21 protein-coding genes and 1 pseudogene are annotated in these 22,983 nt (G+C 71.7%); 10 read left to right on the top strand and 12 right to left on the bottom strand.

The window, feature by feature from the left end; translation table 11 throughout:
• Positions 1 to 114 precede the first annotated feature (114 nt).
• Positions 115 to 2,334 carry a beta-glucosidase family protein gene (locus tag ACLJQZ_RS17180; RefSeq protein ID WP_410621193.1) on the bottom strand — a complete coding sequence of 740 codons (2,220 nt, stop codon included), beginning with the start codon at positions 2,332 to 2,334 and terminating at the stop codon, positions 115 to 117.
• A 142-nt stretch (positions 2,335 to 2,476) separates the two neighbouring features.
• Complete coding sequence (locus ACLJQZ_RS17175; RefSeq protein ID WP_410620979.1) at positions 2,477 to 3,487, bottom strand: LacI family DNA-binding transcriptional regulator; 1,011 nt, start codon at positions 3,485 to 3,487, stop codon at positions 2,477 to 2,479.
• A 133-nt stretch (positions 3,488 to 3,620) separates the two neighbouring features.
• Between ACLJQZ_RS17175 and ACLJQZ_RS17170 the strand changes: the two genes are divergently transcribed.
• The 6 genes and pseudogenes from ACLJQZ_RS17170 to ACLJQZ_RS17145 all read left to right on the top strand — a co-directional run bounded on the left by ACLJQZ_RS17170 (position 3,621) and on the right by ACLJQZ_RS17145 (position 9,749).
• On the top strand, positions 3,621 to 4,916 hold the full coding sequence (locus ACLJQZ_RS17170; RefSeq protein WP_410620978.1) for an extracellular solute-binding protein: 1,296 nt from the start codon (positions 3,621 to 3,623) through the stop codon (positions 4,914 to 4,916).
• A complete protein-coding gene (locus tag ACLJQZ_RS17165) occupies positions 4,913 to 5,881 on the top strand; it encodes a carbohydrate ABC transporter permease (RefSeq protein ID WP_410620977.1) in 969 nt (322 codons plus the stop codon). Before ACLJQZ_RS17170 ends, ACLJQZ_RS17165 begins: the two co-directional genes overlap by 4 nt.
• A complete protein-coding gene (locus ACLJQZ_RS17160) occupies positions 5,881 to 6,705 on the top strand; it encodes a carbohydrate ABC transporter permease (protein WP_410620976.1) in 825 nt (274 codons plus the stop codon). The genes ACLJQZ_RS17165 and ACLJQZ_RS17160 overlap by 1 nt, the downstream gene beginning before the upstream one ends.
• A gap of 15 nt (positions 6,706 to 6,720) precedes the next feature.
• On the top strand, positions 6,721 to 7,791 hold the full coding sequence (locus tag ACLJQZ_RS17155; protein WP_410620975.1) for a glycosyl hydrolase 115 family protein: 1,071 nt from the start codon (positions 6,721 to 6,723) through the stop codon (positions 7,789 to 7,791).
• Positions 7,689 to 8,279: pseudogene (locus ACLJQZ_RS17150) on the top strand (glycosyl hydrolase 115 family protein); the annotation flags it as partial. The gene ACLJQZ_RS17155 and the pseudogene ACLJQZ_RS17150, both read left to right, overlap by 103 nt.
• 585 nt (positions 8,280 to 8,864) lie before the next feature.
• The gene (locus tag ACLJQZ_RS17145; RefSeq protein WP_410621192.1) at positions 8,865 to 9,749 is read left to right on the top strand and encodes a hypothetical protein; all 885 of its coding nucleotides are present in this window, start codon (positions 8,865 to 8,867) and stop codon (positions 9,747 to 9,749) included.
• Positions 9,750 to 9,831: 82 nt separating this feature from the next.
• On the opposite strand, the gene ACLJQZ_RS17140 is transcribed toward ACLJQZ_RS17145, so the two are convergent.
• The 3 genes from ACLJQZ_RS17140 to ACLJQZ_RS17130 all read right to left on the bottom strand — a co-directional run bounded on the left by ACLJQZ_RS17140 (position 9,832) and on the right by ACLJQZ_RS17130 (position 12,696).
• On the bottom strand, positions 9,832 to 10,890 hold the full coding sequence (locus tag ACLJQZ_RS17140) for a LacI family DNA-binding transcriptional regulator (RefSeq protein ID WP_410620974.1): 1,059 nt from the start codon (positions 10,888 to 10,890) through the stop codon (positions 9,832 to 9,834).
• 270 nt (positions 10,891 to 11,160) lie between these two features.
• Positions 11,161 to 11,706, bottom strand: a complete 546-nt coding sequence (locus ACLJQZ_RS17135; RefSeq protein ID WP_410620973.1) for a polysaccharide deacetylase family protein — start codon at positions 11,704 to 11,706, stop codon at positions 11,161 to 11,163.
• Positions 11,707 to 11,760: 54 nt separating this feature from the next.
• The gene (locus tag ACLJQZ_RS17130; RefSeq protein ID WP_410620972.1) at positions 11,761 to 12,696 is read right to left on the bottom strand and encodes an acyl-CoA desaturase; all 936 of its coding nucleotides are present in this window, start codon (positions 12,694 to 12,696) and stop codon (positions 11,761 to 11,763) included.
• Positions 12,697 to 12,981: 285 nt separating this feature from the next.
• Between ACLJQZ_RS17130 and ACLJQZ_RS17125 the strand changes: the two genes are divergently transcribed.
• The gene (locus ACLJQZ_RS17125; protein WP_326949367.1) at positions 12,982 to 13,209 is read left to right on the top strand and encodes a hypothetical protein; all 228 of its coding nucleotides are present in this window, start codon (positions 12,982 to 12,984) and stop codon (positions 13,207 to 13,209) included.
• A gap of 98 nt (positions 13,210 to 13,307) precedes the next feature.
• On the opposite strand, the gene ACLJQZ_RS17120 is transcribed toward ACLJQZ_RS17125, so the two are convergent.
• The 3 genes from ACLJQZ_RS17120 to ACLJQZ_RS17110 form a co-directional block, all read right to left on the bottom strand.
• On the bottom strand, positions 13,308 to 13,511 hold the full coding sequence (locus ACLJQZ_RS17120; RefSeq protein ID WP_086680104.1) for a cold-shock protein: 204 nt from the start codon (positions 13,509 to 13,511) through the stop codon (positions 13,308 to 13,310).
• A gap of 99 nt (positions 13,512 to 13,610) precedes the next feature.
• Positions 13,611 to 14,876: a cyclopropane-fatty-acyl-phospholipid synthase family protein gene (locus ACLJQZ_RS17115; RefSeq protein ID WP_326949368.1), complete on the bottom strand. Its 1,266-nt coding sequence runs from the start codon at positions 14,874 to 14,876 to the stop codon at positions 13,611 to 13,613.
• A gap of 20 nt (positions 14,877 to 14,896) precedes the next feature.
• Complete coding sequence (locus tag ACLJQZ_RS17110) at positions 14,897 to 16,303, bottom strand: FAD-binding oxidoreductase (protein ID WP_410620971.1); 1,407 nt, start codon at positions 16,301 to 16,303, stop codon at positions 14,897 to 14,899.
• A gap of 165 nt (positions 16,304 to 16,468) precedes the next feature.
• Here ACLJQZ_RS17110 and ACLJQZ_RS17105 point away from each other — a divergent pair, with 165 nt between their 5' ends.
• Positions 16,469 to 16,888, top strand: a complete 420-nt coding sequence (locus tag ACLJQZ_RS17105; protein WP_410620970.1) for a DUF6292 family protein — start codon at positions 16,469 to 16,471, stop codon at positions 16,886 to 16,888.
• Entirely contained in the window at positions 16,885 to 17,178 is a 294-nt protein-coding gene (locus ACLJQZ_RS17100; RefSeq protein WP_410620969.1) for a hypothetical protein, read from the top strand. Before ACLJQZ_RS17105 ends, ACLJQZ_RS17100 begins: the two co-directional genes overlap by 4 nt.
• A 4-nt stretch (positions 17,179 to 17,182) precedes the next feature.
• Here the strand turns inward: ACLJQZ_RS17100 and ACLJQZ_RS17095 are convergent, their stop codons facing one another.
• Positions 17,183 to 17,623: an ATP-binding protein gene (locus ACLJQZ_RS17095; RefSeq protein ID WP_410620968.1), complete on the bottom strand. Its 441-nt coding sequence runs from the start codon at positions 17,621 to 17,623 to the stop codon at positions 17,183 to 17,185.
• A gap of 79 nt (positions 17,624 to 17,702) precedes the next feature.
• Between ACLJQZ_RS17095 and ACLJQZ_RS17090 the strand changes: the two genes are divergently transcribed.
• Positions 17,703 to 19,502 carry a S9 family peptidase gene (locus tag ACLJQZ_RS17090; protein ID WP_410620967.1) on the top strand — a complete coding sequence of 600 codons (1,800 nt, stop codon included), beginning with the start codon at positions 17,703 to 17,705 and terminating at the stop codon, positions 19,500 to 19,502.
• Here ACLJQZ_RS17090 and hpaD read toward each other — a convergent pair.
• From hpaD to dapA, 3 genes are read right to left on the bottom strand one after another with little or no spacing between them, the layout of a single operon-like run.
• The gene (hpaD, locus tag ACLJQZ_RS17085; protein ID WP_410620966.1) at positions 19,480 to 20,523 is read right to left on the bottom strand and encodes a 3,4-dihydroxyphenylacetate 2,3-dioxygenase; all 1,044 of its coding nucleotides are present in this window, start codon (positions 20,521 to 20,523) and stop codon (positions 19,480 to 19,482) included. The genes ACLJQZ_RS17090 and hpaD overlap by 23 nt on opposite strands.
• Positions 20,520 to 22,028 (bottom strand): 5-carboxymethyl-2-hydroxymuconate semialdehyde dehydrogenase, encoded by a 1,509-nt coding sequence (gene hpaE, locus ACLJQZ_RS17080; RefSeq protein WP_410620965.1) that lies wholly within the window; start codon positions 22,026 to 22,028, stop codon positions 20,520 to 20,522. Before hpaE ends, hpaD begins: the two co-directional genes overlap by 4 nt.
• Positions 22,025 to 22,972 carry a 4-hydroxy-tetrahydrodipicolinate synthase gene (dapA, locus tag ACLJQZ_RS17075; RefSeq protein WP_410620964.1) on the bottom strand — a complete coding sequence of 316 codons (948 nt, stop codon included), beginning with the start codon at positions 22,970 to 22,972 and terminating at the stop codon, positions 22,025 to 22,027. Before dapA ends, hpaE begins: the two co-directional genes overlap by 4 nt.
• Positions 22,973 to 22,983: the final 11 nt, after the last annotated feature.

Raw genomic sequence — 22,983 nt, 5'->3', positions numbered from 1 at the left:
CACGTGTTGACCCGCCGCCGAGCCGCTTCGCGCTCGGGGGTGTCGTAGGGGAGTCGCCGATCACCGCGCGCGGAGACGTGGGCGGTCTGCCGCAGCGAAGCGTTGAAGGGCGCTTCACACCGAGAACTCCGGCGCCAGTACGCGATCGAACCCGACCTCCCGGCGAGGCCCGGACAGCGTGCAGTGCAACGTCGCGACGATCTGCTCGCTCGACGTGCCGACGCGCAGTTCGACGTCGCCCGGCTCGACCAGGCGGTGACCCGCGCGGCCGGTGTAGGACGTCAGGTCCGCGTGCAGGCCGATGTCCAGGACCTTCGCCTCACCGGGCTCGAGGTCGACCCGGCGCGCGGCGATCAGCTGACGTTCCGGGCGGGCCACCTCGGCGACCGGGTCGTGCAGGTACACCTGGACGACTTCGGACGTCGGCCGGTCGTGGTCGTTGCGCAGGGTCACGCGGACCCGGCAGGTGCCGTCGGTCGGCCACAGCGACCCCGTCGCGCTGACGTCCTGCCAGGTCGCCGGCGCGTAGGAAAGCCCGTGCCCGAAGGGGTACAGCGGTGTCGGGTCGACCGTGCTGACCTCGCTGCGCCGGCCCAGCGGCGCCGCCAGGTACGTCGACGGCTGGTTGGCCCCGGCCGCCGGGAAGCCGACCGGCAGCCGGCCGGAGGGGTTGATCCGTCCATTGAGGACACTCGCGAGCGCGGGCGCGCCCTCTTCGCCGGGGTAGAAGCCGCAGACGATCGCGGCCAGCCGGTCCGCCTGCCGCGACAGCTCGTACGGCCGCCCGGACAGCAGGATGAGGATCACCGGCTTGCCCGTCGCGAGCAGGGCTTCGAGGAGTTCCTCCTGCCGGCCGGGCAGCCGCAGGTCGGGCGCGTCGCAGCCTTCGCCGGACGTCCCGCCGCCGAACAACCCGGCCCGGTCGCCCAGCACGGCGACGCAGACGTCCGCGGCCGCCACGGCCGAGACGGCCTCGGCGATCCCGTCGTCGTCCCCGCCGACCACCGGGCAGCCCAGCGCGTAGGTGACGTCGTGGTCGCCGCGCAGGGCCTCGACGACCGTCGGTACCTCGACGCCGAACGGGACGTCGGGGTGGTGGACGCCCACGTGCAGCGGGAACGAGTAGCAGCCCATCATCGCGCCGGCCGCGTCCGCGCGCGGGCCGACGACGGCGACCTGCCGGCCGGGGGCCAGGGGGAGCGTGCCGTCGTTGCGCAGCAGCACGATCGAGCGTTCGGCCACTTCACGGGCCAGGTCCCGGGACTCCGCGTCGTCGAGGTCGATCTCTTCCGGCACCTCCGGCGCCCAGTCCGCGTCGAGCAGGCCCAGCTCGCACTTCTGCCGCAGCACGCGTTCGAGGGCCCGGTCGACGACGGCGGCATCGACCGAGCCCTCTTCCACCGCGGCGAGCAGCGGCTCGCCGTAGCAGTCCATCGTCGGCAGTTCGACGTCGATGCCCGCGGCCAGCGCCTGACCGGCGGCGTCACCGCGACCGCTCGCGACGCCGTGCAGCCGGTGCAGGAACGCCACGGAGAAGTAGTCGGCGACGACGGTGCCGGTGAACCCGTAGGTGCCGCGCAGCAGGTCCGTCAGCAACGTCGCGTCGGCCGCGGCCGGGACACCGTCGATGTCGTTGTAGGCGTTCATCACCGAGCGCGCGCCCGCGCGCAGGGCCAGCTCGAACGGCGGGAGCAGGACGTCCGCGATCTCGCGCGGGCCCGCCGACATCGGCGCGAGGTTGCGGCCCGCGCGTGATGCCGAGTAGCCGACGAAGTGCTTCAGCGTGGCGATGACGCCCGCCGACTCCAGGCCGGCGACGTAGGCGGCGCCGATGGTGCCGACCAGGTACGGGTCCTCGCCGATGGTCTCCTCGACGCGGCCCCAGCGCAGGTCGCGGGCGACGTCGAGGACCGGCGCGAGCCCCTGGTGCACGCCCAGGCGGCGCATGGTGATCCCGATCCGTTCGCCCATGCGGCGCACCAGGTCCGGGTCGAAGCTCGCGCCCCAGGACAGCGGCGCCGGGTAGACCGTGGCCTGCCACGCCGCGAGCCCGGTCAGGCACTCCTCGTGCACCACGGCGGGAATCCCGAACCGGCTGCTCGTGGTGATCTGCCGCTGGGTGCGCGCGAGGCTGCGGGCGCCGATCGCCGGGTCGACCGGGCGGGTGCCGAACGCCCTGGTCAGCTGGCCGATGCCGTGCCGGGCCAGGTCGTCGAGGTCGATCTCGGCGTCGACGAAGTCGTGCTGGTGCGGGGCCATCTCGCCGGCGGCGTCGATACCGACCCAGACGCCGTAGAGCTGGCCGAGCTTTTCGCGCGGGGTCATCCGCGCCATCAGCGCGCGGACGCGCTCGGCCGGGTCGGCGGCGGGGTCACGCCACGGCTCCGAAGAACCGGTGGCCTCGGTGGCCTCGGTGGCCTCGGTGGCCTCGGTGGGCTGCGTGGTCAAGGCTGTCCGCCCTTCGTAGGGGAGAAGATCAGGGGAGGGCGCGGGTCGAGCGCCGCACCACCAGGCCGGTGTCCAGGGTGAGGTGGGTGCGCTCGACGGCGTCGCCGTTGATCAGCGCGATGAGCATGCTGATCGCGCGGTGGCCCATCTCGCGGATCGGCTGGTCCACTGTGGTCAGTGGCGGGCTGCAGAGCGCCGACTCGGGCACGTTGTCGAAGCCCACCACGGAAAGGTCTTCGGGCACCGAGAGACCCAGCTCCCGGGCGGCGCCGACGGTCGCGATGGCCGAGATGTCGTTCGCGGCGAACACCGCGGTCGGCCGGTCGGGCCCGGTCAGCAGCTCGTGCGCCGAGGCCGCGGAGATCTCCGGGTCGTAGGCGCCGTCCCGGATCAGCGCCTCGTCCACCGCGACGCCCGCCGCCGTCAGAGCGCGCAGATAGCCGGTCTTGCGCAGCTCGGCGGACTGCAGGTCGGGCCGGCCGGCGAGGAAGCCGATCCGGCGGTGGCCCAGCTCGAGGAGGTGCTCGGTGGCCAGTTGCGCGCCGCGGAGGTTGTCCGAGTCGATGGTGGGCAGGTGCGACGGCCCGGTGTGCGGGTCGACCGCGACCACCGGCGTGCCGGGCACGGCCTCCAGCGAGACGGCCGGCGTGACCAGCACGGCGCCGTCGACGAGGGTGCCGCTCAGCCGGGAGAGGTAGCGCTTCTCCCAGCCTTTCGGGTCGCCGGTGCGCCCGCCCGCGGAGTAGACGACGAGCTCGAAGCCGCTGCCGCGGATCGCGTCCGCGGCCCCCTTGAGCAGCTCGGTCGAGAACGGTTCCAGGTCGGCGACCAGGATGCCGATCACGTTGGTCCGGTGGTTGCGCAGGCTCTGCGCGACGAGGCTCGCTTCGTAGCCGAGCTCTTCGATCACCGCCCGGACCTTCGCGAGCGTCGCGGCGGAGACGCCGTAGCGGTCGTTGATGACTTTGGAAACCGTGGCCACCGAGACGCCGGCGTGGGCCGCGACGTCACGGATGGTCACCCTGGAGCTGGGCTGCATCGCCTCAGACTAGCCATGTAAAACGTTATCGACAACGATTGACATCCGTTTTTCGCTGGCGCAGACTCTTCGCCAACCCGGGCGTTGTCACGCCCCGTCCAACTCGGCCGAAGTCGTCAGGAGTGGACCAGAGATGTTTGTGAAACGCAGAATCCCCGCAGTCGCCGCGCTCGCGGCCGTCGTGCCGCTCGCCCTCGCGGCGTGCAGCGGGGGGAGCGACACGGCCGCGCAGCCGAGCGGCCCGGTCACCCTCACGTGGTGGCACAACGGCACCACCGACCCGATCAAGTCGATCTGGGAGAAGGTGGTCACCGACTACCACCAGGCACACCCGGACGTCACCATCAAGGCCCAGCCGTTGCAGAACGAGGACTTCCCCACCAAGGTGCCCCTCGCCCTGCAGGGGGCCGAGCCACCGGACGTCTACCAGTCCTGGGGTGCCGGCGACCTGGCTTCGCAGATCACCTCGGGCAAGGTCGCCGACATCACCGACGCCACGAAGTCGTGGATCTCCGCGACCACCGGCAAGTTCGGCGAAAACTGGCAGGTCGACGGCAAGCAGTACGGCGTGCCGTTCGAGCAGCACTTCGTCGGTTTCTGGTACCGCAAGGACCTGTTCTCCGACGCCGGGATCACCGAGCCGCCGAAGACCATCGACGACCTGAACACCGCCGTCACCAAGCTCAAGGCCAAGGGCGTCGCGCCGATTTCGGTCGGTGGCAAGGACCGCTGGCCGGATGCCTTCTACTTCAACTACTTCGCCGTCCGCGAATGCTCGGTCGACGTGCTCAAGCAGTCGGTGAAGGCGATCAAGCTCGAGGACCCGTGCTGGACGAAGGCGGGGCAGGACCTGAAGAACTTCCTGGCCACGCAGCCGTTCCAGACCGGGTTCGCCGGCACCGCCGCCCAGCAGGGCGCGGGCAGCTCGGCCGGCCTGGTCGCCAACGGCAAGGCGGCGATGGAGCTGCAGGGCGACTGGGAGCCCGGCACGATGTCGGCGCTGACCGAGGACAAGCAGCTGGACTCCAAGGTCGGCTGGTTCCCGTTCCCGTCCGTGGCCGGCGGCGCGGGCGACCCCGCGGCCGTGCTCGGCGGCGGTGACGGTTTCGCCTGCACCACCCGCGCGTCGAAGGCGTGCGCGGACTTCCTGCAGTACCTGGGCAGCGAGCCGGTGCAGACGCAGCTCGCCGCGCAGGGCGCCGGCTTGCCGGTCAACACCGTTGCCGCCAAGGCGCTGAAGACCGACACCCTGAAGGCCGTCTACGACTACGGCACGAAGTCGCCGTACCTGCAGATGTACTTCGACCGGGCGTTCCCGACGGCGGTCGGCGCCGCGCTGAACGACGCGGTGGCCAACATGTTCGCCGGCCAGGGCACTCCCGAGGGCATCGTCACGGCCGTCAACCAGGCCGCGGCGGGCAACAAGTGACCACGACCACCAGTCCGGTGCGGGCGGCGCGACCGCCCGCACCGGCGGTGCCGCCCCGGAAGCGGCGCTCGAGCCTGCGCAAGCGGCTCGAGCTGGCGTTGCTGCTCGGCCCGGCGCTGCTGCTGTTCGCCGGGTTCGTCCTGGTACCGATCGGGATCGCCGCGTTCTACAGCCTGTTCAACTGGAACGGCTTCGGCGCGCTCGACGACTTCGTGGGCTTCGACAACTACGTCGACGCCTTCGGCGGCGACGTGTTCCAGAGCGCGATCGTGCACAACCTGATCATCGCCGGGCTGTCGATCGTGGTGCAGTTGCCGCTGTCGATCGGCCTGGCGCTGCTGCTCAACCGGAAGCTGCGCGGCCGGGCGGTGCTGCGGTCCCTGGTGTTCGCGCCGTACGTCCTGTCCGAGGCGATCACCGCGGTGATCTGGGTGCTCATGCTGCAGCCGAGCGGGTTCGCCGACCAGGTGCTCCAAGGCGCCGGGCTCGGCGGCCTGGTCCGGCAGTGGCTGGCCGACCCGGGCATCGTGCTCTACACGCTGTTCGCGGTGATCACCTGGAAGTTCATCGGCTTCGGCATCATCCTGCTGCTGGCCGGGCTGCAGGGGGTGCCGGCCGAGCTGCGCGAGGCCGCCGCGCTCGACGGCGCGTCGGCGTGGCAGACCACCCGCCACGTCGTGCTGCCGCTGCTCGGGCCGACCATCCGGATCTGGATCTTCCTGTCGGTGATCGGCTCGCTGCAGCTGTTCGACATCGTGTGGATCATGACGCTCGGCGGGCCCGCGAACGCGTCGACGACGATGGCGACCTACCTGGTCGACCACGGCTTCAAGCGCTACGAGTTCGGGTTCGGCTCCGCCGTCGCGGTGATCCTCTTCGTCATCTGCTTCGTGTTCGCGCTGCTGTACCAGCGGTTCGCGCTGCGCCGGGATACCCAGGGCGCCCTGACCAGGATGGTGGGCTGATGCGCTCGCGCCGGTTCGGCCTGTCGATGGGGTATCTCGCGGCGATCGTCGTGGTCGGCGTGACGCTCGTGCCGCTGCTTTTCGTGGTGCTCGGCGGGTTCCGCAGCAACGCGCAGATCAACTCCGACCCGGCGGGGCTGCCCGGCCCGTGGATCACCCAGAACTATGCCTCGGTCCTCGGCTCGAGCGCGTTCTGGACGTTCCTCGGCAACAGCGCGCTGATCGCGGTGATCGCGACCGCCGTGGCCGTCGGCCTGGGCTCGATGGCCGGGTTCGCGCTGTCGCGGTACCACTTCAAGGGCCGTGAAGCGCTGTACACGCTGTTCACGCTCGGCCTGCTGTTCCCGCTCACCGTCGCGACGCTGCCGCTGTACCTGTGGCTGCGCCAGCTCGGGATGCTGGAGAGCTTCTGGGGCGTCGCGATCCCCGAGGCGGCGTTCTCGCTGCCCGTGACGATCGTGATCCTCCGCCCGTTCATGCACGCCATCCCCGGCGAGCTGGAGGACGCCGCGGTGCTCGACGGCGCGAGCCGGCTCGGGTTCTTCTGGCGGATCCTGCTGCCGCTCTCGGCGCCCGCGCTGACGACGGTCGGCGTGCTCGCCTTCGTCACCAGCTGGAACGCCTACCTGCTGCCCCTGCTCGTGTTCAACGACTCCGCGCACTTCACGCTCCCGCTCGGCGTCGCCACGTTCCAGTCCCAGTACTCCCAGGACACCGCCCGGGTGCTCGCGTTCACCGCGTTGTCGATGATCCCCGCGCTCGCGTTCTTCGTGCTCGCCGAACGACGCATCGTCGGCGGGCTCACCGGATCCGTGAAGGGCTGACTCAGGAGGTCTCCCGTGACGTCCGAGGTACACCGCCGTGCCTTCCTCCAGCTGCTGGCCGTGGCCGGCGCCGGAACCGCCGCGTTGCCGGGAACGGCCGAAGCCGGCACGGGCTTTCCGCTGGTGGCGCGCGGGAAAGCCGCGACCATCGTGGTGAGCGCCGGGGATCGGCCGGGGGTGCGACGCGTCGCCGGCGACCTCGCGGCCGACGTCGAGCGCGTCACGGGTGTGCGGCCCGCCGTCTCGATCGACGTCGTCCCCGCGCACGGGCCGGTGGTGCTGGTCGGCACCCTCGGCCACAGCCCGCTCGTTGACGACCTGGTTCGCGCGGGCCGCCTCGACGTCACCGGGATCGCGGGCGAGTGGGAGACGTCGCTGAGCCAGGTCGTCGACGGGACGCTGGTGCTCACCGGCAGCGACCAGCGCGGCGTGATCTACGGCGTCTACGAGATCTCGCGGCGCATCGGCGTCTCGCCGTGGTACTGGTGGGCCGACGTCCCGCCTCGGCGCAGCGCGGAGCTGCACCTGCCGGGGGAGCGGTTCAGCCTGGGCACGCCCCGCGTCAAGTACCGCGGGTTCTTCATCAACGACGAGAACCCGGTGCTCGGCACCTGGGCACCGGCGTACTTCGGGCCGGGCAAGGCGCCGGGCTACCCGGGCGGCTTCACCCACGAGTTCTTCGCGAAGGTCTTCGAGACCATGCTGCGGCTGCGGGCCAACTACCTGTGGCCGGCGGTGTGGGGCCGCGCGTTCGCCGAGGACGACCCGCTCAACCACGCGACGGCCAAGGAGTACGGCGTCGTCATGGGCACCTCGCACGAGGCGCCGATGATGCGCGGGATCGAGGAGTGGAACCGGCACGCGGTCCCCGCGGTCCGCGACGCGGCGGGGACCGTCGTCACGCCCGGCCACGACCCGTACGGCGGCACGGGGAGTGGAGCTTCCGTCGCAACGGCGAAGCGATCAAGGCCTACTGGGCCGACGGGATCCGCCGGATGGCCCGCGAGGACTTCGAAGGCGTCGTCACGCTCGGCATGCGCGGCAACGGCGACGTCGGCCTGCCCGACGGCGACGGCATCGAGCTGATGCGCGAGATCCTGGCCACCGAACGGGAAATCCTCGCGCGGGAGCTGAACACGGACGTCCCGCAGGTGTGGACGCTCTACAAGGAGGTCCAGCGCTACTGGGCGCAGGGCCTGCGGCCGGCCGACGACGTCATCGTCGTGTTCACCGACGACAACTGGGGCAACATCCGCAAGCACCCGGACCTTTCCTTGCCGCCGCGGCCCGGCGGGTACGGGCTCTACTACCACTTCGACTACGTCGGCGGCGGCCGCAACTACAAGTGGGTCGACACCAGCCTCATCGCGAACACCTGGGAGCAGCTGAACCAGGCCGTCTCCTACGGCAACGACCGGCTGTGGGTCGTCAATGTCGGTGACCTGAAGGGCAACGAGCTGCCGCTGCAGTTCTTCCTCGACTACGCCTGGAATCCCTCGGCCCTGCCCGCGTCGCAACTGTCCACATGGGAACGGGACTTCGCGGCGACGAACTTCGGGGCCGCGCCGGCGTCGGACATCGCGTCGGTGCTGCACGACTACGGGCGGCTGCAGTCCCGCCGGAAGCCGGAGCTGCTGAACCGGAAGATCACGCTCCAGCCGGACGGCACGATCGCGTACGACGACCAGGCGACGCCGTTCAGCCTGGTGAACTACCGCGAGCTGGACACGGTCACCGACGAGTGGCAGGCGCTGGCCGCGCGTGCGTCGAAGATCTCTTCGCGACTGCCCGCGGTCTACCGGGACGCCTACTACGAGCTGGTGCTGTACGAGGTCGAGGCGACGGCGAACCTGTACGCGTTGCGGCGCGCCGAGTTCACGAACCTGCTGTACACGGCGCAAGGACGTGCGTCGGCGAACGGGCTCGCCGCCGTCACCGAGGCCCGGTTCGCCGACGACCTCGCGCTGGCGGCGAAGTACAACACGGGCATCGCCGGCGGCAAGTGGAACGGATTCCAGACCCAGCCGCACATCGACTACGGCGACGTCGCGCGCTACGGCCCGAACGCGCCGTGGCAGCAGCCGGAGAAGGACAACGTCGCGCTGCCGGACGTCATCTTCCCGGCGGTGCAACGGGTAGCTCTCGCGTCGGGTGCCGAAATGGGAGTCGCCGTCGACGGGTCCGACCAGTGGTGGCCCGCGGCGCCGGGACGTCCGGTGCTGCCGGAGTTCAGCCCGTTCCAGAGCACGCCGGCGCAGTACGTGGACGTGTTCAACCGGGGGCGGACGCCGTTCCGCTGCACCGTCACGGCCGGGGCGCCGTGGGTACGCATCGAGCCGCGCGGCGGCCGGGTGGACGAGGAGCTGCGGATGACGGTGCGGATCGACTGGGCCCGGGCGCCGAAGGGCACCACGACGGTACCGATCACGGTGTCGGGCGCGGGTCGCTCGGTCGTCGTGGACGCGATGGTCCTCAACCGTTCGCTTCCGGTGACGTGGCGGCACGGGTTCGTCGAGGCCGGGGGACACGTCTCGATGGAGGCCGACCACGGCGACGCCGTGCCCGCGGCGGGTGTGTCGTGGCGGCGGGTCCCGGACCTCGGCCGCACGGGCGCCGGGATGACGCCGTTCCCGGTGACGGCGCCGAGCCGGGCGGCGGGCGCGGGCCCGCGGCTGGAGTACCGGATGACGCTGTTCACGACCGGGCCGGTGACGGTCTGGGCGTACCTTTCGCCGCGCAACAACGTGCTGCAGGGTGCCGGGCTGCGGTACGCGGTCTCACTGGACGACGCGGCCCCGCAGGTCGTCAACATCACGAAGGCGTCCGGCGCGGACGACACGACCATGAACCGGCAGTGGGAACGGACGACGTCGGACAACGTGAACCTGACCTCGACGCGGCACGTCGTCGCCGCGCCGGGCCCGCACGTGCTGAAGGTCTGGATGATCGACCCGGCGGTGGTGGTGCAGAAGCTGGTGGTCGACACGGGCGGGCTGCGGCCGAGCTACCTCGGGCCGCCGGAGAGCACGAGGCTGGGAAGGTGACCGGCCGCTGCGCCCGGTCGCGGCGCGCGGTCCGGAGGGCGTCCGCCGTGACCGGCCGTGCTGCCGGGCGGCGCCGGCCCGGCTACCTGGGTGCGGGGATCACGTGCTCCGCCGGGGCCGCTGTGCTGTGGCGGACCACCAGGCTCGTCGCCAGCTCCAGCCGCCTGGCCTCCGGGGCCATGCCGCGGGCCAGCGCGATGGCCAGCCGGGCGCCCGCGGCGGCCATCTCCTGCAGCGGCTGGCGGATCGTCGTCAGCTCCGGCGTCAGCCAGCGGGCGACCGGCAGGTCGTCGAAGCCGACCACGCTCAGGTCGCCGGGGATCTTCAGGCCCGCGTCGCGGGCCGCCTCGTACACGCCCAGGGCCTGCAGGTCGCTGCCGGCGAAGACCGCCGTCGGGCGGTCGGGGAGGGTGAGCAGTGATGCCAGCTCGCGGTAGCCCGACCGGACGTGGAAGTCGCCCCGGCGGACCAGGGCCGGGTCGAACGCCAGGCCCGCCGTCTCCAGCGCCGTGCGGTAACCGTCGATCCGGGCGCGGCTGCACAGCACGCCGTCCGGGCCGCCGATCATCGCGATCCGGCGGTGGCCCAGCTCCACCAGGTGCCGGGTCGCGGTCAGCCCGCCCTGCCAGTTCGTCGCCCCGATCGAGGGCGTCTCCGGGCCGGGCGCGCCGGCGGGGTCGACGATCACCAGCGGGATGTCCCGCGCGCGCAGCTTCGCCAGCTGCCCGCTCGTGAAGTCGGAACACACCGAAACGATGCCGACCGGCCGCCGGGCGAGCACGCTTTCCAGCCAGCTCTGCCCCGGCGTGTGCCGTCCCGATGATTCCGCCAGCACGACCGCCATTCCGTTTTCGCGGGCGACGTACTCGACCCCGCGGATGATTTCGAGCGCCCACGTGCTTTCGAGTTCGTGGAACATCAGTTCCAGCAGCCGGGAACGGCGGGAACGCTCGTCGGCGCGCCGCCGGTAACCGTATTTCCCGATGACGGCTTCGACGCGGGCGCGCGTGCTTTCGGCGACGTCCGGTCGCCCGTTCAGCACCTTCGAAACGGTCGGCACGGAAACGCCGGTCTCGGCGGCGATCCGGGCGATGGTGACCCGCGACGTTGCGGGTTCGAGATCGTCGGATTTCACTGGCATGAAGGGGATTCTAGGTCATCCGGCGCGGAATGGACACGCCCGAAACTTTCGAGCATTGCTCCGAAAGGTACCTTGACCGCCGTCGACGGCGGCTCCTATCGTCGGAAACTCCCTATTTCCCCGAGGAGTCACGAGATGGTGCCCGCAATTCCGGTCGAACGCGTCCTGGTCGCGGTGGTGGCGTTCGCGCCGTCCTCACCCGGAATTCGACAACGTGACGCCGGAGAACGAGATGAATAAGGCCCGACCTGAAGCCGACCTACACGCGTATCAACCCGTGACCGCGGCCGCGCGCAGGCCCCGGAAAACGAGCGCGGCCAGGATGCGGGGGACGGCGGCGACGGTCGACGCGTAGCCGCCGTCGTGCATGAGGATGATCCCGCCCGGCTCGACCGCGGCTGCGGCGTCGACGATCTCGCCGGTCGAAACCCCGGCCCAGTCGCGGGTGTCGACCGTCCACAGGACGTCGGTGAGTCCGTGTCCGGCGATCGTGGCCGCCACCGAAGCGTCCGTGTCGCCGTACGGCGGACGGAACAGCACGGGCCGGGTGCCGGTGATCCCGGCCAGGAGGTCCTGCGTTCGCGCCACCTCGAGCTCCCGGTCCCCGGGCGAGAGCGACGGCAGCCGCGGGTGCGTCCAGCTGTGGTTGCCGATGGTGTGCCCGGCCGCGGCGATCGCCCGGACCAGGTCCGGGCGGGCCGCGGCGCAGGAGCCCTGGAGGAAGAACGTCGCCGGCGCGTCGCCCAGAGCGGCGAGCAGTGCCGGCGTCGTCGCCGGGTGGGGGCCGTCGTCGAAGGTCAGGGCGACCGTGTCCATCCGTCCACGGTCCACCCCGCCCGCGACGACCGGCAAGGAGTTTCGGCGGGCTTTCTAGCGCGCCATGGCGGCGAGGCGCTTGGCCGTCGGCCAGCGGACCTGCCAGGCCCAGCCGAGCTTCTCGAACGCCCAGATCACCCGGGCGGAGATGTCGATCTGGCCGCGCTGCACGCCGTGGCGGGCCGAGGTCGGGTCCGCGTGGTGGGAGTTGTGCCAGGACTCGCCCATCGACAGGATCGCCAGCGGCCAGAAGTTCGCCGAGCGGTCGCGGCTCGCGAACGGCCGTTCGCCGATCATGTGGCAGATCGAGTTCACCGACCACGTCACGTGGTGCTGGAAGGAGATCCGGGCCAGCCCGGCCCACAGGAACGCGGTCAGCGCGCCCCACCACGACAGCGTGATCAGGCCGCCGAGCAGCGCCGGGAGCAGCAAGCTCGTCACCACCCACACGGGGAACAGGCGGTCGACGACGCGGATGTCGCGGTCGGCGGCCAGGTCGGGGGCGAACCGCTCGATGTTGGTCTTGTCGCGGCCGAAGAGCCAGCCCATGTGCGCGTGCCAGAAGCCGCGGGCCAGCGCGACCGGGGACCTGCCGAACAGCCACGGGGAGTGCGGGTCGCCCTCGCGGTCGGAGAACGCGTGGTGGCGGCGGTGGTCGGCCACCCAGGTGATCACGGGGCCCTGGGCGGCGAGGCCGCCGGCGACGGCGAGCGCGATGCGCAGGGCCCGCTTCGCCCGGAACGCGCCGTGCGTGAAGTAGCGGTGGTAGCCGATGGTGATCCCGAGCGTCGAGACGACGAAGAAGCCGCCGCCGATCGCCAGGTCCAGCCAGTTGACGCCCCAGCCCCAGAACACCGGGACCGCCGCGGCGAGCGCGAGGAACGGGATGAGGAGGAAGGCGCGGATGGTGAGCAGCTCGGGGATGGTCTGCTTGCCGGAGAGGACCGGCTTCGGGGCAGGTCGGGGTTTCACCGGGGTGGGTGAGGTCATGCACCACTCGTTTCGAGGTCTTCGCCACGCGCGGAGGGGGTCCTGCGCGGGAGGCCGGGGACGCGGGACACCCGGCTCGTTCAGCTGTGTACGCGCGGCCCGCCGCACGGTCGCCGCTCCTGCCGGCGCCCGGCCGTCAAGGGCCGAGGGGACGGGAGTGTGTCCGGCACTGCGCCGGCGTACGAGGTGCTCCCGTGCTTTCGAGGCTACCCGAGCCGCGTGTGAACCCGCAGTGTGGCGAACGGGGGAGCCCCTGGGCACGCACCGGCGCAGTACGGTGGGCGGATGGCAGAACGAGCAGGTGGACCCGCGCTGGACCCGACCCTCTCCGAATGGCTCAAGGCCCGCGACGAGACCCACCGGCACCTCGGTACCGCCGAGGCCACCGTCGACGCCGGCTGGACCCAGCGCCTGGCCGACCTGCTGGCCACCGAGCAGTCCTGGCAGGCCCAGTACACCGAGCTCGTCGCCCTCGGCACCCCCGGCCGCCGGTTCCCGACGTCCAACCGCTGACCGCGTCCCGGCCCCGGAGACCTCGGCGACCTCGGAGAACCCCGGAAAAGGGGAATGCCCCCGCCCCGAGGGGGCGAGGGCATTCCATGTCGCGTGGTTCAGATGACGCTGACCCGCTGGGCCTGGGGGCCCTTCTGGCCCTGGCCGATTTCGAACTCCACACGCTGGCCCTCGTCGAGCGACTTGAAGCCGGTGCCCTGGATTTCGGAGTAGTGGACGAACACGTCCGGACCCCCGCCATCCTGAGCGATGAAGCCGAAGCCCTTTTCACCGTTGAACCACTTGACACTGCCCTGAGCCATACCCATACCTACTTCTCATCAGTGAGCCTGGCCGCCCCGTTCGGACGCCCGGTCTCGTGACTATCCTCGCAGAAGTGCGCGCGAGAGGCACGCCCGGTCTCAAACACCCCAGTCGGGACGCAGCGGCATCCCCATTCCGCCCTGGTTGTCGGTGCGTACGCCGAGGATCTGGTGGAGCTCGATCTCCCGCCGTTCGAACGCCAAACGGCAGGCCGCGAGGTACAGCGCCCACACCCGGCTCCGGCCCGCCCCGGCCTCGGCGACGGCCTCGTCCCAGTGCTCGTCGAGGTTGGCGCACCAGCCGGCCAGTGTGGTCGCGTAGTGCTCGCGGAGGTTCTCCGAGTGGCGCACCTCCAGGCCGCTGTCGTGCATGGCCGTCATCAGCTCGCCGGGGGCCTCCAGCTCGCCGTCCGGGAAGACGTAGCGGTCGATGAAGCCCCGGGAGCGGTGCGCGACGCTCGAGTCCGGGTTGGTGATGCAGTGGTTGAGCAGCCGCCCGTGCGGCTTGAGCTTGGCGGCCAGGAAGCGGAAGTAGCCGGGTACGTTCCGGGCGCCGATGTGCTCGGTCAGGCCGATCGACGAGATCGCGTCGAATCCGGTTTCGGTGACGTCCCGGTAGTCGAGGTGCCGGATCTCGGCGCGGTCGGCCAGGCCGAGGGCGACGATGTTCTTCTGCGCCCACTGCGCTTGTTCACGCGAAAGTGTGACCCCGAGCGCCTCGACGCCGTAGTGGCGGACGGCGTGCGCGACCATGCCGCCCCAGCCGCAGCCGACGTCGAGCAGCTTCATGCCGGGCTTGAGGCCGAGCTTGCGGCAGACCAGGTCGAACTTGTGCTCCTGGGCCTGCTCCAGCGTGGCGCCGTCCTCGGGGAACACGGCGCAGGTGTAGGCCATGGACGGCCCGAGGACCAGCTCGTAGAACCGGTTGGAGACGTCGTAGTGGTTCGAGATCGCGCTGCTGTCGCGCTCCTTCGAGTGCCGCAGGCCGGACAGGCTCCGCCGGAACCGGCCGGGCAGCTCTTCGGCGGGCGGCTCGACACGGCGCAGGTGGGCGGGCCCGAGCTTGCGCAGCAGCCAGACGCGGTCGGCCGGGGTCAGCTGGTCGACCTGGGCCGCCAGCGCGTGCAGCGCCGTGTAGAGGTCGCCCTTGACGTCGATGGCACCGGCGACGTAGGCGCGGGCCAGGCCGAGGTCACCGGGGGAGGAGATCAGGTAGTCCAGCGCGAGCGGCGAGCGGACCTCGATGGCCACCGGCGCGTCGGCCGGGCCGGTGCCGGTACCGTCGTAGGCGGTGATGGACACCGTGGAGCTGGGGCCGAGCAGGCGTGCGAAGACTTCGCCGACCGGGATGGTTGCCTTGGTCACGTTCGTTCCTTTCAGGGCGTTCACCGGCGCCGGACGCACTTCTCGTAGAGGCCGAGCAATCGGCCGTCCGGGTCGTAGGCCCGCTTGAGCTCCCGGTAGGCGTCGCCGTTGTAGAGGCGCCAGAACTCTTCCTCGGAGTAGAAGCTGTCCGAGTAGAGCGACTTGTGTCCGCCGAGGCGGGTGACCTCGGCTTCGATCATCCGATTGTGGACGCCGTCGCGTTCGCCCGGGTCCAGGGGTACCGAAGACCAGAACCCGAAGTTGACGTAGAGCTCCTCGGGGTCCAGTTCGTAGAGCGGCCAGCGCACCCCGCCGGGGCGCTGGCGCAGCGGGCAGATCCACACCGGGCTGATCGGGATCTCCCGCTCGAAGAACTCGAGGAAGTCCGCGGCGCGGGTCAGCGGCACCTCGATGTCCTGCACGATCGTCTCCTCGGGCGGCATCCGCCGGAGCTTGAGGAGCTTGGCGGCGATCCCGAAGCGGCGGTCGAGCGCGACGAGCTTCCAGTACACCGAGGAGCGCAGGAACCGGCGGCCCATCAGCAGCCGGGGCAGCCGGGACTGGACGCCGAAGGCGCGCGAGCACCAGAACCAGTCGGTGTCCCAGCGCCACAGGTAGTCACGGACGGTGAGGTGGTCGGTCTCACGGCGCTGGATCGAGCGGTAGTAGATGTCGAGCCAGGTGTAGTCGCTCGTCGCCGGCGCGGTGTCGGTGAACGTGCCCAGCGTGAGGTACAGCTCGTCCGGGCCGAACACGGTGCCGTCGACGAAGTCGACCGCTTCGCCCTCGTACGTCCGAGTGGTACAGACCTCACCGAGGGCCGCGAACAGCGCCTCCCGGTCGTGGTGGCGGACGTGGCGCACCTTCACGAACGGCTTGACCGGTTCCAGCCGGATCCGCAGGCGCAGCGCGTACCCGAGCGTGCCGTAGGAGTTCGGGAAGCCGTGGAACAGGTCACGGTGCTCGTTGTCCGGCGTGGCGACGACGATGCCGCCGTCGCCGGTCATGATCTCCAGCTCCAGCACCGACTCGTGCGGCATGCCACTGCGGAACGAGCTCGACTCGATGCCGAGGCCGGTGACCGCGCCGCCGAGGGTGATCGTCTTGAGCTGCGGCACCACCAGGGGCATCAGCCCGTGCGGCAGCGTGGCGTCGACCAGCTGCTCGTAGGTGACCATGCCTTCGACGTCGGCGGTCAGCGTCTCCGGGTCGACGCGCAGCACGTGGGTGAACCCGGAGACGTCCAGGCCGGGGTGCCCGGCCGACGTGCGGGAGCGGAAGAGGTTCGACGTCCGCTTCGCCAGCCGGACCGTGGCTTCGCCGGCGACCGCCGCCAGCTGCCGCCTGAGGTCGTCAACGCGGGATTCGTGTTCGGGGAAGGCCGGGCCCGGGCGGGCCTGGGGCGCACCGGCCTGATCGATCGTCACACCCCGATCCTGCCTCACGGGGGAAGGCAGCGCACCGTGCCTGTCCTCTCGCTGTCCCGTCGGCCGGGACCGGGTGCCCGGCGGCGCGGTTGATCCGCCGGGCCGCGGGGTATCCGCGATCGGGTCGCGGAAGATCCCGCGGCCGATGGGGAAAGCGAGGCGGCGTTGAGCATTTCCATCGATTTCGGGCGCGACACGGAGTTCTCGTTCGAGCGGCGGTTGCGCGGTTACCTGGGGGCGGTCGCCCGGGCCGTGGGGGTCGGGCCGGAGTCCGGCACCATCGACCTCGACACCCCGGTGTCGGCCTACGTCGCCCTCGACTGGCGGCTGCGCCGGTTCCCCGGGCACGATCTCGCCCTCGTCTGGGACGAGGTGCACGGCTGGGCCGTCGCGCTGGAGGACACCGGCGGCGACGCCGTCGTGCTGGCCTACCTCGGCGGCGAAGTGCTTCCCGAACCTCGCGCCGTCGTGCGGTTCCTCGCCGCGGTGCGCGCCGGCGACCCCGCCGCGGGGCTGCTCGAGGCACCGGTCCTGCGTGCGGCGGGCCACCACGAGGAGCTGCTCGGCGCGCTCCCGGAGGGATGACCGCGCCGGCCGACGTCCTCGACCACCCGATCTCGCCGCCCCGGTTCACGGTCTGGCTCTCGGACAAGAACCACACCCGCTGCCGCCGGCACCGCGTTACGGGCACCGCTCCGGTGCTCGACGACTGCGTCGGCTGGTTCGCCGGCGAGATCCTCGGCCGCGAACGCACCGGCGACCACGTCACGCACCTCCTGCGGCCCATCAAGGCCACCGAGGCGGACGTCGGTGCTCCCGGGACGCAGCCGGGGTTCCCGGCCGTCCGTGACCTCACGCCGGGGAACGAGCCGTGAGCGGTCAGTGGTCGCGGAACAGCTGGGCCGGGACGAGCGCCCACACCGTCTTGCCCGGTTCGGTCGCGCGCACGCCCCACCCCAGCGACAGCTGTTCGACCAGCTGCAGGCCGTGGCCGCCGCCGGCCGCGACGCGCTCGACCGACGGGTCTTCGTCGACGACCTCGACCAGCAGGCCGCGCAGCTCACGCGTCACCCGCAGCGAGGACGGGCGCGGGGTGTGGTCGTAGGCGTTGCCGACCAGCTCGTCGACCACGAGCAGCAGCGCGCCGAGCGGCTCGTCCTTCGTCCGCCCGAAGCCGAGGCAGCCGGCGACGGTCGAGCGGATCCGGCGCAACGCCGGCCGCGTCGTGAGGTCGACGGTCAGCTCCGCGGCCGTGGCGACCCGCAGGCTGAGCCGCTCCACGACCAGGTCCCAGCCCGGGGGCAGTGCTTCGCCGTCCATCCATCGCTCCCTCGCACCCGGACACGCCCATCAGAGATTCGGCGCCACGGGTCGCGCGGATGGCTGACAGACTGCGTTCATGGGGAACCTGAGTGCCGAAGCCGTCGTCGACCGGATCGTGCCCAGGGAGCCGCGGGTTTCCCCCGACGGCCGCTGGGTCGTGTACCTGACGACGACCCGGGGCCGGAAGGCTGGTGACCTGTGGCTCGTCCCCGCCGGCGGCGGTGCGCCGCCGCGCGAGCTGGCCGGCACCGCCGAGGCGCCCTGGTGGGCCCCGGACTCCGGCTCGGTGTTCTACCTGGCCGCCGGGCGGCTCCACCGGGTCCCGCTCACCGGGAACGCCGAACGCCTGACGGACCGGGCCGTCACCGCCTGCGTCCCGCTGCCCGGCGATCTCGTGTTCCTCGTCGGGCCCGGCGAGGAGCCCGCGAAAGACCCGTACCTGCGCGTGCCGAGCCCGCCCGACCGGCTGTGGCTGCTCGACCTGACGACCGGAGACGTCCGCCCGCACGGCGACCTCGGTGACCGGCACGTCGTCGAAGTCGCGGCGCACTCCGGCGGCGGCCCGCTCGCCGTCCTGACCTGGCCGGTCGCCGACCCCGATCCCGGCATGCTCGAACCGCGGCTCCACCTGGTCGGCGGCCGCGACCTCCCCGCCCCGGCCGTCGAGGCGTCCGCGCTCACCTGGTGGGGCGACCGCCTCCTCTACCGCGGCGTGACCCCGCCCGGACTCGTCGGCGGCTACGCGATCTTCGACGCCGAGGACGGCACCAACCTCACCGAGGGGATGGACGTCTGCCCGGTGGAACTCGTCCAGGTCGACGACGGCCCGCCGCTCGCCCTGTTCGCCGAAGGCCTCGACACCACGATCCGGCGGCTCGACCCGGCCACGCGCAGGTTCGTCGAGATCGCCCACGCGCCGGGCTCCCTCGATTTCCTGAGCCACGGCGGTGGTTTCGTCGCCGTGGTCGCGAGCACCGCGACCGAGCCCGACGACATCCACACCGGACCTCCGGGCGGCCCGCTGACCCGGCTCACCGACTGCAGCCCGGAGCTGCGTACCAGGACCTGGGGCCCGCAGGAGCGCCTGGCTTACCGCGCCGCCGACGGCCTGGAGCTGGACGGCCTGCTCGTCCTCCCACCCGGCACCACTCGCCGTGACGGCCCGTTTCCGCTGGTCACGCTCGCGCACGGCGGCCCGTACGACCGCTACGCCGACCGCTTCATGGTCGGCTGGTTCCGGCAGGCGCGGTGGCTGGCCGACGCGGGGTTCGCCGCCTTCCTGCCCAACCCGCGCGGCAGCCAGGGTCACGGCCACGCGTTCGCCGTTTCCGTCGCCGGTGAGGTCGGCGGCGCGGAGTGGACGGACATCCTCACCGGCATCGACCTGCTGATCGACGCCGGTGTCGCCGATCCGGACCGGCTCGGCATCGGCGGCGGCAGCCACGGCGGGTTCCTCGCCGCCTGGGCGGCCGCGCGCAGCGACCGCTTCGCCGCGGCCTTCGTCAACGCGGGCATCAGCGACTGGGGCATGATGGCCGCCACCGGCGAGCAGGGCGCCCCCTTCGAGGGGGCGCTGGGCGGCAGCATCGGCTGGGAGGGCCCGGGCCCGCACCGGCACGACCGGAACAGCCCGATCTCCTACGCCGCCGACATCCGGACGCCGATCCTGCTGCTGCACGGCGCGGACGACACCAACGTCCCGCTCTCGCAGGCCGAGTTCCTCCACCGCGCGCTGCGCCACTTCGGCGTCGAGCACGAGTTCGCCGTCTACCCCGGGGAGAACCACTCGCTGCGCGGACGCGAACACCAGCTTGATTTCCTGCACCGCACCCGCGAGTGGTTCACCCGGTGGCTCAAACCTGCTCGCCCAGCTTGAATTCGGCATCCTTCGACGTGTACGAGAAGCCGTCGGCGCCGATGGTGACGTCGGCTTCGCGCGCCTCGGCCCGGGCGACCAGCGGCTGGGGCTTCCCGTCGAGGTCCAGCACCGTCGACGCGTCGGCGTACCAGCTCGGCACCACCGGGTTGCCCCACCAGTCGCGGCGCTGGTTGTCGTGCACGTCCCAGGTGATCACCGGGTTGTCCGGGTCGCCGGTGTAGTAGTCGTGGGTGTAGATCTCGATCCGGTGCCCGTCGGGGTCGCGGACGTAGAGGTAGAACGCGTTCGACACGCCGTGGCGGCCCGGCCCGCGTTCGATCATGCCGGACTGGCGCAGCGCGCCGAGGTGGTCGCAGAGGTGCAGGATCTGCGTCCGCTCGTGGCTCGCGAACGCGATGTGGTGCAGCCGCGGCCCGTCGCCGCCGGTGAGGGCGACGTCGTGCACCGTCGGCTTGCGGAACATCCACGCCGCGTACACCGTGCCCTCGTCGTCCTGGATGTCCTCCGACACCCGGAAACCCAGGCCCTCGTAGTACTTCCGGGCCGCCGGGACGTCCGGGGTGTCGAGGTTGAAGTGGTCCAGCCGCGCCAGCGCGCCGGCGCCGTGGACGTCGTAGCGCTGGGTGAACCGCTCGACGTGCTCGGCCTCGCAGAAGAACTCCACCGGGAACCCGAGCGGGTCTTCGACGCGGACCGCCTCGCCGATGCCGCGGGTCGCGCCCGCCGCCCGGCGCTCGACCCGGCAGCCGAGGCCGCGGTAGTACGCCTCGGCGAGGTCGAGGTCGGCCGCGCTCCGGACGCGGTAGCCGAGCACGGCCAGCGCGGGCGTCGCACCCTTCCGCAGCACCAGCGAATGGTGCAGGTACTCCTCGAACGCCCGCAGGTACAGGGCGTCTTCGTCCTCATAGGACACGACGAGCCCCAACACGCCGACGTAGAAGCCGCGTGAGGCGGCCAGATCGGTGACGACGAGTTCGGCGTACGCGCAGCGCAGGACGTCCGGCGGGGTGGCGGTCATGACTGTCCTTTCCGGACGCTGCCGAAGCGGGCCGTGTGCACCGGCCCGAGCGAGACGTGGATCGCCTGCTGGTGGGTGTAGAAGTCGAGCGAGCGGTAGCCGCCCTCCTGGCCGAGACCGGACGCCTTGACCCCGCCGAACGGCGTGCGCAGGTCGCGGACGTTGTGCGAGTTCAGCCAGACCATCCCGGCCTCGACCGACTGCGCGAAAGTGTGCGCCCGCTCCAGGTTCGACGTCCAGAGGTAGGCGGCCAGACCGTACTTGACGCCGTTGGCCAGCGCCAGGGCCTCCGCCTCGGTGTCGAACGGCGTCAGCGCGACCACCGGGCCGAAGATCTCCTCCTGGAAGATCCGGGCGTCCGGGGCGACGTCGGCGAACACCGTCGGCGCGACGTAGTTGCGACTGTCCACACCGGACGGACGGCCGCCGCCCGCGAGCAGGCGCCCCTCGGACTTGCCGAGTTCGACGTACCGCATCACCTTGTCGTAGTGCTCCGGGTGCACCAGCGCGCCGACCTCGGTGGCCGGGTCGTGCGGGTCGCCGACGACGATGTTGCGCGCGCGCTCGGCGTAGCGTTCGCAGAACTCGTCGTAGATCGGGCGCTCGACGAGGATCCGGCTGCCGGCGGTGCAGCGTTCGCCGTTGAGCGAGAACACGCCGAACAACGTCGAGTCGAGCGCGGCGTCGAGATCGGCGTCGGCGAAGACGATCGCCGGGGACTTGCCGCCCAGCTCCATCGACATGCCCTTGAGCCCGGTCGCGCAGTTGCGGAAGATCGTCTGGCCCGTCGTGGACTCGCCGGTGAACGAGATCAGCGGGACGTCGGGGTGCTTGACGAGCGCGTCGCCCGCTTCCTCGCCGAAGCCGTTGACCAGGTTGAACACGCCGTCGGGCAGGCCCGCGTCGGCGAAGATCGCCGCCCACAGGCTCGCCGACAGCGGCGTGAACTCGGCCGGCTTCAGCACCACCGTGCAGCCCGACGCCAGCGCGGGCGCGAGCTTCCAGCTCTCCAGCATGAACGGCGTGTTCCACGGCGTGATCAGCCCGGCGACGCCGACCGGCTTGCGGTGCACGTAGTTCACCTGCCGCCCCGGCACCTGGTAGGTGTCGTCGGCCTGGGCGACGACGAGGTCGGCGAAGAACCGGAAGTTCTCGGCCGCGCGCTGCGCCTGGCCCAGGGCCTGGGTGATCGGCAGGCCGGTGTCGAACGTCTCCAGCTCGGCCAGCCGCGCGTCCTGCGCCTCGACGGCGTCGGCGATCTTGTTCAGCACCCGGGCCCGCGCGCGCGGCACCAGCCGCGGCCAAGGGCCCTCGGCGAACGCCGTGCGCGCCGCGGCGACCGCCCGGTCGACGTCCTCGGCCTGGCCCGCGGCGGCGGTGACGTACGGCGTGTTCGACACCGGGTCGAGCACGTCGAAGGTCTTGCCCGAGACGCTGTCGACGAGCTGCCCGCCGATGTAGTGCTTCAGCTCGCCCGGCAGTCCTTCCGGGACGTGGTGACTCATGACTTTCCTTCCACGGTGAAGCCTTCGGCCGGCGAGAGGTACTTCGCGCCTTCGGCCAGGAAGTCCTTGATCCGGGCGACGCCGGCCTCGGACGGCGGGAGCAGCGGCGGCCGGACGTGGCCGGACCCGATCAGCCCGCGGTGTTCGAGGACCCACTTCCCGGGCGCCGGGTTGGTCTCGACGAACAGCAGGTCGACCAGCGGGTGCAGGCCGTAGTGGATCTCCCGCGCGCGTTCGAGGTCGCCGGCCTGCCAGGCCCCGTACATCTCGGCGCAGGCGGCGGGGGCGATGTTCGCCGTCGCGCTGACGAACCCGGCGCCACCGAGGGCCAGCAGCGGCAGGCAGAGCAGCTCGATCCCGGACCACACGATCAGCTCCCGCCCGCACAGGTGCAGCACGCGCGAGAAGTGCTCGAAGTCCTTGGTCGTCTCCTTGATGCCGACGAAGTTGTCGCACGAACGGAACAGCCGCGCGACGGTCTCCGGCGCGAGGTCCACGGCGGTCCGGCTGGGCACGTTGTAGGCGACGATCGGCAGGTCGGGGAACTCGTTGGCGACCGTGCGGTACCAGACGAACAGCGCGTCCTGGGTCGGGCGCGCGTAGTACGGCGTGATCACCAGCGCCGCGTCGATCCCGGCGTCGCGCCCGGCGGCCGTCAGCTCCAGGGTCTCGTCCAGCTTCGCGGAACCGGTGCCCGCGGCGATCGGGACGCGGTCGCCGACGGCCGCGGCGACCGTGCGGATCGCCGCGGCGCGTTCGGCGACCGTCTGGGACCCGGGCTCGCCGGTGGAGCCGCCGATCGAGATGCCGTGGGTGCCGGACGCGAGCTGCCAGCGCACCAGGTTGGTGAGGCCGTCGTGGTCCACCGCGCCGTCGGCGGTGAACGGCGTCATCAGCGGCGCGATCGACCCGCGGATCGCCTGGGGGTCGGAGCGGAATCGCATGGGTTTCCCTT

Source organism: Amycolatopsis sp. cmx-8-4 (assembly GCF_046548675.1).
In the GTDB taxonomy this organism is placed as follows: Bacteria; Actinomycetota; Actinomycetes; order Mycobacteriales; family Pseudonocardiaceae; genus Amycolatopsis.
Note: the sequence above shows the minus strand (reverse complement) of the source record. Positions and strands in the feature narration are given on the sequence as shown.